The following is a 15024-nucleotide window of genomic DNA, read 5'->3' on the forward strand; positions in this document are numbered from 1 at the left end:
TCGAAAACCGGACATCACTAAGTTTTATTGTTTAGTAACGAGTATTAAGCATCAAGACTGGGCTCGAAAACCGGATGTAACCAAATATCTATTAGCGAGTATCAGGTATCAAGACTGGTTCAAAACTGGAATCTTGATACTTTCTTCATATTTTAATACTCTTATCTAATGCATAAATCATTTTTTGTATCTCAGTTGTTTTTTCAATCAAACTTGTCGATAAATTATCATCAAGTAATTCTAATCGATTTGAAATAATTAGCTGTGTTTCTAATTCAAAAGCTGAACCTTGGCTTATATTCAAGAAATATTTAAATTGAGCACTACTTCCTCTCCCCGAACCTTCGGCAATATTCGAAGAAACCGAAACGGAGCACCTCTTCATTTGTGATATCAAACCATACTTTTCATCATTTGGTAAAAGTGAAGTCGCTTTATAAACTTCAACTGCAAGTTCAATCGATTTTTGCCAGACCTTTAAATCTTTAAAATTGTGCATGTTTTAATCATATTAAGATTAGAGTAAATATTTGGGATGGAATTCTTTTAGGGATGATTATTTCCTATCGGTATTCAATCTTGATACTTGCTACTCATATCTTGATACAAATTACAACAATTCAAAAATCCCCGCTGCACCTTGTCCGGTACCTACGCACATGGTAACCATGCCATATTTTTTATTCTGTCTTTTCAATTCATTCATCATCTGAACGGTTAGTTTTGCACCGGTGCATCCAAGCGGATGGCCCAAAGCAATAGCACCACCATTTACATTAATAATGTCTGGATTTAAATCAAGTGTTCTGATAATGGCTAAAGATTGAGAAGAAAAAGCCTCATTCAATTCAATTAAATCAATATCAGATTGTTGTAAACCAGCTTGTTTCAATGCCTTTGGAATGGCCTCAATTGGCCCTATACCCATAATTCTTGGAGGTACGCCGGCAACGCTATAACTAACTAATCTGGCGATTGGCTCTGCATTCAATTCTTTCATTTTCTTTTCAGAAACGACCAAAACAAATGCCGCTCCGTCAGAAGTTTGAGATGAGTTACCCGCAGTTACACTTCCAACAGCATCGAATACAGGCTTTAATTTTGACAGTTTTTCTAAAGTGGTATCAGCTCGTGGTCCCTCATCGGTATCTACCACATAAGAACGTGTTTTCTTTTTCAGGTTTTCATCCAGATAGTTTTCATTTATCGTGATAGGCAAAACACCGTCTTTTAAATGTCCGTTTTTGATAGCATGAATAGCTTTTTCATGAGATTTTAGTGCAAAGGCATCCTGATCGTCACGACTAACCTTATATTCTTTGGCTACGGCTTCGGCAGTTAAACCCATGCCCCAATACCATTCCGGATTATTTTTCGCTACTTCAGCATTCGGAACAAGCTTCCAGCCACCAAATGGCATTCCACTCATTACTTCCACACCACCAGCGATGATACAATCTGCCATGCCAGCCTTAATTTTCGCTACGGCAGTCGCGATGGTATCCAATCCGGATGCACAATAACGGTTTACAGTAACGCCGGGAACTTTATCAGTATCTAAACCCATCAGCGAAATCATCCGGCCAATATTTAAGCCCTGTTCTGCTTCCGGTGTAGCATTACCTACAATCACATCATCAATTTGTTCCTTATCTAAATTTGGAACTGATGCCACCAAAGCCCTGATCACTTCTGCAGCAAGATCATCTGCCCTCGTAAAACGGAATACGCCCCGTGGTGCTTTACCAACTGCTGTGCGATATCCGGCTATAATATATGCTTCCATTTTTATTAGTATTAAGTAGCGAGTATCAAGTATCAAGACATGGCTCGAAACTGGAATCGCCAATTTATTTATTTTAAATCTGTCAGGAATCTTGATACTTGATACTCATATCTCGATACTCCATTTAATTCCTCAACGGTTTCCCTTTTGTTATAATAGATTGAATTCTTTCTAACGATTTCCGCTCCCCTGCCAATGACAAAAATGCCTCTCTTTCCAAATCCAATAAATATTGTTCACTTACTTCTGTAGGAGATGACAGGTTACCACCACACATAACGTAACCTAATTTCTCGGAGATTTTTTTATCATGTTCAGAAATGTAATGACCGGCATACATACTATTTGCACCTGCATAAACAATTCCTAAACCCTGTTTACCCAGCACCTTAATATCTGTTCTTTGTACGGGCTTGGTATATCCGGCATCTGCCAGTTCAATTGCTTTCGCCTTAGCATCTGCCAGCAAGCGATTGCGATTCATAGAGATGGAAAATTTATCTTTTTGCAAATAACCCAGTTCAAAGGCTTCATAACCAGAAGTAGAAACTTTTGCCATTCCGATGGTCAAAAAGCGCTCTTTTAAGGCATTCTGAACGATTTGATCATCTTTATATTCATCAGAGGCACGTAAAGCAAACTCCTTTGTTCCGCCACCGCCTGGAATTACACCAACCCCAAATTCGACTAAACCCATATAAGTTTCGGCTGATAACTGAACATGATCAGCATGTAAACTAAATTCGCAACCACCACCTAAGGTTAAATTATGTGGCGCAACCACAACCGGAATGGAAGAATAACGAATGCGCATAGAGGTATTCTGAAACATGCGAATAGCCATATTTAATTCATCCCATTCCTGCTCTACTGCCATCATGAAAATCATTCCAACATTTGCACCTGCAGAGAAATTTGCCCCATCGTTACCAATTACCAGACCTCGATAGTCTTTTTCGGCCATATCGATAGCCTTATTGATACCTGAAATCACATCACCGCCAATGGTATTCATTTTGGTATGGAATTCCACGTTTAAAATGCCATCACCTAAGTCAATAATGGAAACGCCTGAATTTTTCCATAGGGTTTTATTTTCCCGGATATTTTCTAAAATAATAAATTCATCCGTTCCAGGCAAAGCCTTATAAGATTTGGTCGGAATATCATAGTACTTTTTAATGCCCGCTTCAACTTTATAAAATGAAGTGTTGCCAGCTTCAAGCATTTCATGCACCCAAGCCGCCGCCTGATTTCCATATTGCGCCATCCCCTCTATGCCTTCTTTCACACCAACAGCATCCCAAAGTTCAAATGGACCTAATTCCCAACCGAAACCAGCACGCATCGCATCATCAATACGGTACAACTCATCAGAAATTTCAGGGATACGATCTGAAACATATTCAAATAATCCAAAAGAAGAATGGCGGAATAATTCACCTGCCTTGTCTTTTCCTTTAGCAAAAATCTTCATGCGATCCTGAAGATTTTCAACAGGCTTAGTCATTTCTAATGTTGCTGATTTAACCTTTTCCTGAGGCTTATATTCAAGCGTTTTCAAATCCAGCGCCAGGATTTCTGTTTTTCCTTCTGCAGTTTTTGTTTTCTTGTAGAAGCCTTGTTTGGTTTTATCTCCAAGCCACTTATTTTCTTCCATTTTTTGCACGTAGGCAGGAAGTTTAAATAATTCGTGGGCTTTATCATCCGGGCAGTTATCATATAGCCCTTTTGCCACTTTAATCATGGTATCCAGCCCAACCACATCAGAGGTACGGAAAGTAGCAGACTTCGGCCTACCTAATGCAGGACCTGTAAATTTATCTACCTCTTCTACCGTTAAATCTAATTTATCAACCAAGTGAAGTAAGGCCATAATAGAATAAACCCCCACTCTGTTGGCAATAAATGCAGGCGTATCCTTACATAAAACAGTCGTTTTACCTAAAAATTTATCACCATAATGCATTAGAAAATCAACGATTTCTGGTTTGGTATGTGGTGTTGGAATTACTTCAAGTAATTTTAAATACCGTGGCGGATTAAAAAAGTGTGTCCCGCAGAAATGTGCTTTGAAATCTTCACTCCTACCTTCAGCCATTAAATGAATGGGAATTCCAGAAGTATTAGAGGTAATTAATGTGCCTGGTTTGCGAAATTGTTCTACCTGCTCAAAAACCTTTTTCTTAACATCTAGATTTTCTACCACTACTTCAATTACCCAATCAAAGCCCGCAATTTTCGACATATCATCATCAAAGTTTCCGGTTTTGATTTTATTCAGTACTTTCTTAGAATATACAGGTGATGGGTTTGTTTTCACTGCAGTTTGCAAAGCCGTATTAACAATTCGGTTCTTTACTGCCGGCTTATCTAAAATCAGCCCTTTTGCCTGTTCTTCTGCCGTCAGTTCTTTGGGTGCAATGTCCAAAAGCAAAACCTCTACACCAATATTGGCAAAGTGACATGCAATTCGCGAACCCATGATACCCGAACCCAGAACGGCAACTTTATTAATGCTTCGTTTCATCAGTTTTTATTTATTATTTTATTGATCTGATAAGTTTGGCAGATAAAGCTTTAATCTGCTTCTGTTCATCAGTATGCTAAATTTTTATTTCTGTAATGATCTTTAACTAAATACTGGCTTTGAAAATCATTTAAAAAAAGTTTCATAATCACATGATCAATCAACAGTATAGGCTACAGTAATGTCGTTCAATTTGATTAATAGATTGATAAAGGTTTCTTTTTCTTTTTTGGAGAAATGTTCATCAAGATATTCGTTAAACTTTCGCACAACGCCTTTAGCTAACTGTTTCTTTTCTTTACCAAAGTCAGTCAGAAAAACTTTTACCGAACGTTTATCTCCGGCAGAAGCTTCGCGATAAATTAATTTTGCCTCTTCCATGTTGTTTAACATTCTGGATAGACTGGTTGCCTTTACACCAAGCAAGCCTGCCAGGTTAGAAACAGCAGTACCTTCTTCGTCATTAATATTAATCAGCATATAACCAATAGCCTGGGTAATTCCAAAACCCGATGCCATCTGATTGTATTTGTTAAACATATTTTGCCATGCAAATTTCACATGGTAATCAATAGTTTGCTGTTGCTTCATTTCACTAATTTATTATGCTTGCATAACAAAGCTAATGAATGTATTTTGTTATTGCAATAGAAAATTTCAAAATAATTGTCAAAAGATTCTTATAATAGAGGGATACAAATCAGACCTTAAATATTATGCTTTTTAAGAAAAGAAATCTAGTGATATATCTAATGATGCTCCCGGGCTTATCCGCTCTGGCGCAGACATCATATTTTGGAAATACGGCAACCAACATTGAAAAGATAGAGAAATTTAAGAAAACGACTACCTTATTTACATTACCTTATTCTGGATATAAAGAAATTGAAAAATATAATGAAGCTATAAAAAAGGTTTGGACGGTTACACCCTTTAAAATTATTAAACCTGAAGAGTTGGCAACCTATCAGCGTTCAACAGATTATTCTTTTTTTTATCTTGACTCCTATCGTGAACAGATTGATACCATAAATAACTTAAACCTTGTTTACGGACTCAAGGTAATTTCTCCATCAATAAAGCCCGATAAGATGGAAGAAATCACGCTGGCTACGATCACTTTATTTCCTGATGCACTTACCAACCTACAAATGACGTTTATTGAGCAGTCAAATACCAAGAGAGCTGCAAGATCAAAACTGTTAAGTTTACTTTATAATCAAGCTGTTTTCTTCAACTGGTCTCCTGGCTTCCTTTCAGGTTATTTAAAACAGATTAATGATGGATTGTTATCGAATCAAACACGTGGATTAGATTATTCGTTTTACAACACTAAAAGACTTCCACAACTGGTTAATGAAACATTATATGTTCCTGAATATGTTCGGGAAGTTTTCTCTTCCCAGACCGCTCCTTCAGCACAAGAGACTCCGGCTGAAGAACAATATCGATATAAACTCAAATTCGTATCAAATGAAATATTAGATAGCTTAATCCTGAATAAAGACTCAAACATTAAATACTTGGTTTATACCAAACGTTCGAGTGATAAAATCATTAGCATTTATGATAGTACAGATGGATTATTGATTTATCAGATATTCTCCTTTCAGTCGCCAAATTTTAGCATGAGTGATTTGAATAATATAAAGAAGACAATCAAATTGATTCAATAGCAGAATGATGATCAACCAAGCGTAAAAATGTTATACCATAAAAAAAGCCTCCGATTTTCATCGGAGGCTTTAATTTTTATTTAACTATTGACTAGTACAATGTAAATTCTACACGACGATTTTTTTGACGACCAGCTGCAGTTTTGTTGGTTGCAATTGGTTGACCCATTCCGTAACCTGTAGCCTCAATACGTGATGCATTTGCACCTTGAGATACTAAGTAAGCTTTTACAGACTCAGCTCTTTCTTTAGATAAACGTAAGTTTAATTCTTTTGAACCTGTGTTATCTGTATGGCCAGCTAATTTTAAGCTAAAGTTTTTCTGCACTAATAATGCAGCAACTCTGTTTAATGAAGCATAAGATTTAGAACGGATAGTTGCTTTACCTAAATCAAACTCTAAGTTTTTAATGGCTTCGCTTACTACTTTACGATCTTCTTCAGTAATTACAGTTACTTGAGGTTTTGGAGTCACTAATGGACAACCTGAACCATCTACAACTGTTCCTGATGGAGTATCTGGACATTTATCTAATTTATCAGCAACACCGTCACCATCAGAATCTTTTAAAATGTCAGACATTTCTGAACGTAATTTTGCGTTTTCAGCTTTTTGAGCATCAAGATCACCTTTTAAAGCATCAGCAGTTTGTTTTGCTTTTAATGCCTCATCATAAGTTAAAGCAACCGGATTGTGGAAAGCCAATTGTTTTCCACTTCCCAATGCAAATTCTAAACCAGCATAAGCATAGTTATATTTGTCATTGCTTCCTCTGTAATAACCATCTAAGTTATCTCCATCAACAAAGTTGATTGTCCATCCTAAATCGAAGTTTACAGCATCAGAGATTTTAAATTTAGCACCAAGGCCTACCGGGATGATTAATTCACTGATTGTTTTATCACCAGCATATAATGAAGTACCGTTAGCAGTAGTAATTGTTGGTTTGTAACCAGCTAAACCTGCACCGGCAGATACATAAAGTTGCAAAGCATTCTCTTTTTTGAACATATCGATGTTAAACATGTTCACCACAGCATTTAAACTACCCGAATATTCTAATTGGGTATCAAAAGATGAAACAGAAGAGTTATTTGCTACGCCACTGTCATAAGCTTCAGTATTATCACCCTTTAATTTACCTCTTACCCCGTCTAAACGTAAAGAGAAATAAGGTGTAAATTGTTTCTTAATGTAAAGGCCATAACCAAAACTAGTTTTGTTATTGCTAAAATCATTTTTACCACCTAGCGGAGAAAGTGGCGTTAAAGCACCAGCGTTAACACCAATAGACCAAGTTCTGAAAGGTGTAGTTGAGGTAACTGGTTCCTGTGCCAAAGCAGCAGTTCCAATGAACAAACCGGCCAATGCTACCGGTAAAGACTTAAATAGATTTAATTTCATGTTCGTTATATTAATTTGTAAGCGTTAGCCATGATAAGCAATTGCCATACCAAAAATGACAATTTAAGAAAATTTTAACCAATTGAATCCTTAATATCCAATGGCTTGATCATCTCCACGTGGATCTGCTCCACCCTGATAACTTCCATTTTTAGTTTTCAAAATAGCATCTACTCTACCAATAGCTCCCCGAGGCACCATTTTATATCCTTTTAATTTTAGTTTTTCTAGTGATACACTATCAATCGCACCCTTTTCAAAATATACCTCATCAGGTAACCATTGGTGATGAAATTTCTTGGCAGAAACTGCCTGCGGCATATTCATGTCAAAATCAATCACATTAATGATCGTTTGAAATACAGAGGTGATAATCGTTGAACCACCTGGTGTACCTACTACCATAAATAAATTTCCATTTTTCTCTACAATGCTGGGGGTCATGGAACTTAACATTCGTTTATTAGGTGCAATGGCATTGGCCTCTCCACCAACCAATCCATACATATTGGGTGCGCCTGGTTTTACAGAAAAATCATCCATTTCATTATTTAAGAGAAAACCTGCACCTTTCACCACAACCAGCGACCCATAAGAACCATTAAGGGTAGTGGTGATGGAAACAGCATTTCCATCATGATCTACGATAGAAAAGTGTGTCGTTTCTTCATGTTCAGCACCATTGATTTCTCCAGCCATAACCTGGTTACTTGGTGTCGCGGCTGACCAGCTAAAATCGGCCATACGTTTTTTATTATAGGCCGCATTAAGTAACTGACTCTGCGGAACATTGTAAAAATCAGGATCACCAAGGTGCGTTGCACGATCTGCATAAACCCTTCGTTCTGCCTCCACAATCACCTGAACTGTAGAGTCTTTATTGTAACCCCATCTTTTTAGGGGAAAAGGTTCTACACTTTTTAATAATTGTATCAATGCAATACCACCGCTCGAAGTTGGCGGCATGGTAATAATTTTATAACCGCGATAATCACCTATAATAGGCTTGCGCCATTTAGCATGGTAATTTTGCAAATCTTCTTTGGTAATCAATCCCTTTCCACCCTGCATTTCTGCCACGATAGAATCAGCGACAGGCCCTTCGTAAAACCCTGCCCGGCCTTTTTCCTGAATGTGTTTTAATGTGTTGGCCAATTCATTTTGTACCAGTAAATCATTTTCTTTCCAGGTACTTTCTAAATTTATAAATGCTGTTCCTTTAGGATTAAACATCATCAGTTTTTGATGCAGACCGTTCAATTCTCCTGCTTGGCGTTTTGTAATTTTGAAACCGTTATGAGCTAAATCTATTGCTGGCTGAAGTACCTGCGCCCAGGTTAACTTACCATATTTGCGATGGGCTTCTACCATTCCATCCACAGATCCCGGAACACCTGCGGCCAGGTGACCGTATAAGCTTTTGTCTACAATAGGATTTCCAGCGGCATCCAGATACATATCTCTGCTTGCGCCTGCAGCAGCTTTTTCTCTAAAATCGAGCGTGTTTACTTCACCTTTGGCAGAACGATAAACCATAAAACCACCACCACCAATATTGCCCGCATTTGGATAAACTACAGCTAATGCAAATTGAACGGCTACCGCAGCATCAACTGCATTTCCTCCTTTTTTTAAGATATCAATCCCTACCTGGGAAGCTTCGGGATGCGCAGATACCACCATTCCATTTTTATATTCACCACTGTTATTTTTACCAAGCTGCCCGGTTACACATCCTGAAATGATAATGGCAATAGTGGTAAAAACCGATGAGAACTTAATGAGGGGCTTTATAGTTTTCTGCATCCTTATATATCTTTTCAATAATATCAATATTTTTTTCTGTAATTACTTTTCGTTTTAAACTAAGTTTTGGGGTTAGCTCGCCACCATCAATACTCCACTCTTTAGGCAGTAAAGCAAATCTTTTAACCTGTTCCCACTTGCCAAAATCAACACTTAACGATTCAACAACTTCATTATACTTAACTAAAACCTGCTCGTTTTTGATCAGTTCTTCCTGAGTGGTAAAGGTAATACCTTTTTTAGTTGCCCAGGATTTTAGGGTTTCAAAATTTGGAACAATTAAGGCTGATGGAAATTTTCTATTCTCACCCAAAACCATAATCTGCTCAATAAAAATAGATTCTTTATATTTATTCTCAAGCATTTGTGGCGCAACATATTTACCGCCTGCCGTTTTAAACATTTCTTTTTTGCGATCGGTAATTTTTAAGAATCTACCATCTATTAATTCTCCTATATCACCTGTATGAAACCACCCCTCCTGATCTAGTGCTTCATCTGTTAAGTCAGGGCGTTTATAATAACCTTTCATGACCTGATGGCCTCTGGTTAACACTTCACCATCCTGGGCAATTTTAACTTCAACACCCGTAATCACTTCGCCAACGGTTCCAAACATAGTGCCGCCGAAACGATTAACCGTGATTACCGGAGAGGTTTCTGTTAAGCCATAGCCTTCAAAAACAGGCATCCCCGCTGCCCAGAAAATTCGGGCCAGACGTGGGTTTAAAGCAGCTCCACCAGATACAATCACTACGATTTCTCCCCCCAAAGCTTCTTGCCACTTTTTAAACACCAGTTTTCTGGCAATACTTAATTTAAAGTTATACCAGGCCCCCGCATCAATCGTGTATCGTTCGGCCAAAGCCACAGACCAAAAAAAGATTCCTCTTTTAATACCTGTCAGGGCTTTACCCTTTTCCATGATCTTATCATATACCTTTTCCAGCAATCGCGGTACCGTAGAAAATGCATTCGGTTTTACATGCTGAATATCTGCTACAATAGTTTCCATGCTTTCTGCATAATAAACCGCGGTATGGTTGTATAAATACAGATAGATAATCATCCGCTCAAAAATGTGGGATAATGGCAAAAAGCTTAACCCCTTTTCTACACCTTTAGGCATCACTACCAGTGAATTAACAAAATTGGAAACAAGATTATTGTGCGTTAACATTACACCTTTTGGTGTTCCTGTCGTACCAGAGGTATAAATTAAGGTGAGAATATCTTCCGGATCTACCTTATCACGATATTTATCCAGATTAATATCAACTGAGGTTTTTCCAAGCTCAGTTAGAATTTTCCAATTCTCAACACCTTCAACCTCATTAAAACTATATATTTTGATGTCAGGATTGGTCTCTTGAATACAAGGCTTTACTTTTTCATATAGCTCCTGATCAGCAACAAAAATGATGGAAATTTCTGCATCTTTTAAAATGAACTGAATATCATGTCCGGCTAAGGTTGGATATAATGGAATCTGGTAAGCACCGATCTGATTGACGGCAAAATCAACAATGTTCCATTCTGGCCTGTTGTGAGACATTACCCCTACCCGGCTGTCTTTTGCCATTCCAACACTGATTAATCCGCGGCTCAAGTTGTCAACCGCACTACAGAATTCTGTTGTACTATAATTGACCCACTTTCCTTTAATTTTCCCACTAACAAATTCTTGCTTAGGTTGTTCCAAGCTGTATTTTAATAGATCGAAAACTCGTTTAATTTCTGCAGCCATATCATTCAATATATTTGGTTAAGTTAAAAAAATCAACACAAAAGATATCACATCCTATTATGTTTTCCTTTGAATAATTTTGTCTGAAGCTGGTAAACCAGAACAAAATCTATCATTCAAAAATATTTGACTAAACTTAAGAATTAGATAATTACTATGCAAGCATTGTTTTTTATCTTTAAAATTTTGACCCAAAAAACATAATCGGCATTAAAGTTGTTAGGCAGATCTTAATTAAGAAATTATTAATTTAAAAAGCTCGATTATGAGGAAGTTATTTACAATTTTAGGATGCATTGCTTTATTTACTGTTGCTACAACAACTGTTAAAGCACAAAATTACAAAAATGCAATTGGTGGTCGTTTTGGAACAGCTAATGGTGTGAGTTTTAAAACTGGCCTGAATAAAGGTGCTATGTTGGAATTAATTGGTAATTTCAGAAGTACAAAAGGTGTAGATTATTTAAGATTAACTGGTTTATATGAAGTGTATAACCCAATTAATGGCGCTGATGGACTTACTTGGTATTATGGTGGTGGTGGTACTATCGGATCATACAAAGTAAAAGGCTTTGATAGCGATGTTTATTTAGGATTAAATGGTGTTTTAGGTTTAGATTACAAATTTAAAGGTGCTCCAATTAACTTATCTTTGGATTGGGTACCAACTTTACAATTAACGCCTGATACAGATTTTTATAGTGGTGATGTTGGCTTAGGCGTTCGTTTCACTTTCTAGAAAAAAGTTTTTTTTATAAAAAGTCCTGCAAGATTCATTTCCTGCAGGACTTTTTTATTGACTTCAAACTTCAAATTTACTCCCCTAGCCATTTGGCAAAAACCGCCTTTTGTTCAGGTGTAGCATTCTCATTAATAGTAGCCTTTAAACGTACGTTTGGATTTTCTTTTAATGTTAAAGAAATTTCTTTCTCTATACCGTCACGCATTACTTTTAACTTCAACACATCACCAATTTTTTTCTTGGTCACCAAAGGCAAAACTTCTAAAGAAAGCATCGCACTTCGTAATTTGATGGATTCAAGTGCATCATTAACTATTTTATCATCCAATGAAATAATTTCATCGTTAACATTTAAACCAGCATCCCATGCAGCAGAATTTCTGGTAATTGAAGTAACATTGATGGTTCCGGCATTAGTTAGCTGACCATTCACACCGCTCACTGGTTTTTCAGGAGTAGCATTTTCTGTCGTAACATCTACACCAGCCAGCTTAAAGTATTTCTGATATTCCACATCATCTACTCCATTCACATACTTTGCCCAGAAATTTGTAAAACTGATTCCAGCAACTTTTTCTACCATTGCCTTAAACTCCGCATCTGTATAACCACGTTTAAGGGTTTTGCATTGCAAGTACATGGCTTTCATTACGTCATCAAGACTTTTGGCTCCTTTTGTGGCATTAATAATTTCCAGATCCATTAAAATACCGACTACCTCACCCTTATTGTAATAAGAAATGGAATTGTTCCTGGAGTTTTCATTCGGGCGATAGCCAATAATCCAGGCATCATAACTGGATGAGGCTGCCGATTGATATTTGGCTCCTGGCGTGTTCACCACCGTACCTACCGCACCTGCTAAATCATTTACAAATTTTGCCGCATCATTAAAGCCAGCCCTGTGCATATATTTATTTTCATAATAGGAAGTAAAACCTTCTGCCACCCAAAGATTAGTGGTGTAGTTCTCGTTATCATAATCAAATGGACCCAGCGCTACCGGACGTAAACGCTTCACATTCCACAGATGATGATATTCATGAGCTACAAGTGCCAGAAAACCTTTATAACCAGCCTCCGTATTGTAGGCATTTCTGGTAGCCCCTAATGTGGTTGAGTTTAAATGCTCTAAGCCCCCGCCACCTCTTAGAAAATTGTGAACAATAAAAACATAATGTTTATTGGGATTTTCTCCATAAACTTTAGTAGGCTCTTCTACAATTTTAGCCATATCTACTTTAAGTTTTTCCTTATCGTAGTTTCCGCCGCCATACATGGCTACTTCATGACGAACACCTGCTGCCATAAACTCGAAAACATCCTGGTTACCAACTTCAATTGGGCTATCATATAAAATATCAAAATCTGTAGCATGATAAGTAAATTGCTGGCCTGCAACAGGCTCCAATCCTGTAGATACTTTACTCCAGGTATTGAAAGGAATAATCTTAACTGTACTTGGCGATTTAATCATGCCATCGGGATGCATAAAAATTCCCGTAGGAGATAAGAAAGCATGTGATTCATCAATGAATGGTGTACGCACGGAAATTTCAAATGCATAAACACGATAATTTATTTTAATATGAGCAGCTTTAGCTGAAAAAATTCGCCATGTATTTTTTCTCACCTTTTCTACCTTAACGGCTTTGCCAGATGCAGTAGCTTTAAATTCTTCCACGCTTTTTTCAAACTCACGGATCAGATAAGAACCTGGTGTCCAAACGGGCATTTTAACATCTACATAATCTTTTGCCAAGCCAGAAATATCCATCTGAACTTCAGCATAATGTGCCTGTGGTTCTTTAAAAGAAACTTCAAAGCCAATTTTCACCTGCGCCTTCGCTTCCATAATACACGTTAGTACTAAAACTAAACCTAAAATTGATTTTTTAATAAACATATTTAAATGTGATTTGCCACAAATTTATATTTATTGCTTATGTTTTCGAATTAAAAACCAAAAAGGGCTGTAAAATAGTTGTGAGGCTTTAGTTTGAAGTCATGAATATGGAGAGTCGATAGTCATGAGTCCAAAGTCTTAAGTATAGCACCCATAGTCTAAAATGAATTATTAATGCATAACACCACACTCATACCTGAAGACTCAAAGCTAAGTAACATCCTTAGTACAACAAATTTAACACTAAACTATTTGAATATTTTTGCACTCTAATATCAGGCGTTAATTTTATTTTAACGATCAGATAAGCACGACACAAATATAAACATGAAGAAAAGGTATATCATTTATGCTGTTTTGGCTATTGGCTTGGCCTACCTCGTATATTACAGAATCAGTGCCAATAAAAAGATAGAAGGTAAAGGAGCCGGTGGAGCTCAGGCGAAAGGCGGAGATGGCGCAAAAGGAGGTGGTGGAGGCGCTCCACTGGTTGTTGAAGGCATTATAGTGAAACTTACTTCATTTGATAATGATTTAGAAGTAACCGGAGCCATCGATGCCAATGAATCTGTTGTTTTAAAAAGTGAAATTTCGGGCCTGGTAACTGGTATTTATTTTAAAGAGGGTACAAATGTAACCAAAGGCAGTGTGCTGGTTAAAATCAATGACAGAGATATTCAAGCGCAATTACAGGAAGCCATCACCAAACAGAAACTTTCTGCAACGAATGAAAACCGTGCAAAACAACTATTGGCAAAGGGCGCTATCAGTCAGGAAGAATATGACACATCATTAGCTGATTTCAGGTCATTACAATCACAGTCGCAATTGGTTAGAGCGCAATTGGCTAAAGCAACCATCAGGGCACCATTTTCTGGAAGAATTGGTTTGCGTAGCATTTCTGAAGGCACTTATTTAACACCAGCAACAGTGATTGCCAATTTGGTGAGTACCAATCCCATTAAAATTACCTTTTCCATTCCGGAGAAATATGCTGGTCAAATTAAATCCGGTTCATCCATTACATTTACAACGGATGGATCAACAATGGAAAACACCGGAAAAATATATGCGATAGAACCTGGAATTAATGCAACCACCAGAACATTGCAAATCAGGGCATCGGCACCAAATGCAGATAATGCTTTGTTACCAGGATCATTCGCCAAAATAAAACTGGCGCTGAACACTTTACAAGATGCCATATTGATTCCAAACCAAGCAGTAGTTCCGGTTTTAAAAGGAAAGATTGTGTACATCCAGAAAAATGGAAAAGCACAGGAAGTTAAAGTAGAAGCCGGCACGCGAACAGATGAAAACATTGTGATTACATCCGGATTAAAGGCTGGCGACACGGTATTAACAACCGGATCAATGGCTTTGAAAAAAGATGCTCCCGTAAAAGTTAACCTGGTTAAACAATAAT

Annotated in this window: 11 protein-coding genes; 3 read left to right on the top strand and 8 right to left on the bottom strand. The window is 37.3% G+C overall.

Annotated features, from left to right (window positions below; translation table 11 throughout):
• Positions 1 to 145 precede the first annotated feature (145 nt).
• From EV200_RS13770 to EV200_RS13785, 4 genes are all read right to left on the bottom strand, one after another.
• On the bottom strand, positions 146 to 499 hold the full coding sequence (locus EV200_RS13770) for a four helix bundle protein (protein ID WP_132533577.1): 354 nt from the start codon (positions 497 to 499) through the stop codon (positions 146 to 148).
• A 111-nt stretch (positions 500 to 610) separates the two neighbouring features.
• Positions 611 to 1786, bottom strand: a complete 1176-nt coding sequence (locus tag EV200_RS13775) for an acetyl-CoA C-acyltransferase (protein WP_132533579.1) — start codon at positions 1784 to 1786, stop codon at positions 611 to 613.
• Between the two features lie 124 nt (positions 1787 to 1910).
• On the bottom strand, positions 1911 to 4316 hold the full coding sequence (locus EV200_RS13780) for a 3-hydroxyacyl-CoA dehydrogenase/enoyl-CoA hydratase family protein (protein WP_188754119.1): 2406 nt from the start codon (positions 4314 to 4316) through the stop codon (positions 1911 to 1913).
• 156 nt (positions 4317 to 4472) lie between these two features.
• Positions 4473 to 4907: a MarR family winged helix-turn-helix transcriptional regulator gene (locus EV200_RS13785; RefSeq protein ID WP_029286882.1), complete on the bottom strand. Its 435-nt coding sequence runs from the start codon at positions 4905 to 4907 to the stop codon at positions 4473 to 4475.
• Between the two features lie 125 nt (positions 4908 to 5032).
• Here EV200_RS13785 and EV200_RS13790 point away from each other — a divergent pair, with 125 nt between their 5' ends.
• Positions 5033 to 5992 carry a hypothetical protein gene (locus tag EV200_RS13790; protein WP_132533583.1) on the top strand — a complete coding sequence of 320 codons (960 nt, stop codon included), beginning with the start codon at positions 5033 to 5035 and terminating at the stop codon, positions 5990 to 5992.
• 91 nt (positions 5993 to 6083) lie between these two features.
• On the opposite strand, the gene EV200_RS13795 is transcribed toward EV200_RS13790, so the two are convergent.
• The 3 genes from EV200_RS13795 to EV200_RS13805 form a co-directional block, all read right to left on the bottom strand.
• Positions 6084 to 7397 carry an OmpA family protein gene (locus EV200_RS13795; protein ID WP_132533585.1) on the bottom strand — a complete coding sequence of 438 codons (1314 nt, stop codon included), beginning with the start codon at positions 7395 to 7397 and terminating at the stop codon, positions 6084 to 6086.
• 90 nt (positions 7398 to 7487) lie between these two features.
• Complete coding sequence (ggt, locus tag EV200_RS13800) at positions 7488 to 9203, bottom strand: gamma-glutamyltransferase (RefSeq protein WP_132533587.1); 1716 nt, start codon at positions 9201 to 9203, stop codon at positions 7488 to 7490.
• Positions 9175 to 10950, bottom strand: coding sequence for an AMP-dependent synthetase/ligase (locus tag EV200_RS13805; RefSeq protein ID WP_132533589.1), 1776 nt, complete (start codon positions 10948 to 10950; stop codon positions 9175 to 9177). The genes ggt and EV200_RS13805 overlap by 29 nt, the downstream gene beginning before the upstream one ends.
• Before the next feature lie 265 nt (positions 10951 to 11215).
• Here EV200_RS13805 and EV200_RS13810 point away from each other — a divergent pair, with 265 nt between their 5' ends.
• A complete protein-coding gene (locus tag EV200_RS13810; RefSeq protein WP_132533591.1) occupies positions 11216 to 11689 on the top strand; it encodes a hypothetical protein in 474 nt (157 codons plus the stop codon).
• Positions 11690 to 11765: 76 nt separating this feature from the next.
• Here EV200_RS13810 and EV200_RS13815 read toward each other — a convergent pair whose 3' ends face one another.
• The gene (locus EV200_RS13815) at positions 11766 to 13598 is read right to left on the bottom strand and encodes a M61 family metallopeptidase (RefSeq protein ID WP_132533593.1); all 1833 of its coding nucleotides are present in this window, start codon (positions 13596 to 13598) and stop codon (positions 11766 to 11768) included.
• A gap of 327 nt (positions 13599 to 13925) precedes the next feature.
• Here EV200_RS13815 and EV200_RS13820 point away from each other — a divergent pair, with 327 nt between their 5' ends.
• Positions 13926 to 15023, top strand: a complete 1098-nt coding sequence (locus EV200_RS13820; RefSeq protein WP_132533595.1) for an efflux RND transporter periplasmic adaptor subunit — start codon at positions 13926 to 13928, stop codon at positions 15021 to 15023.
• Position 15024: the final 1 nt, after the last annotated feature.

This window comes from Pedobacter psychrotolerans (genome assembly GCF_004340665.1).
Classification (GTDB): domain Bacteria; phylum Bacteroidota; class Bacteroidia; order Sphingobacteriales; family Sphingobacteriaceae; genus Pedobacter; species Pedobacter psychrotolerans.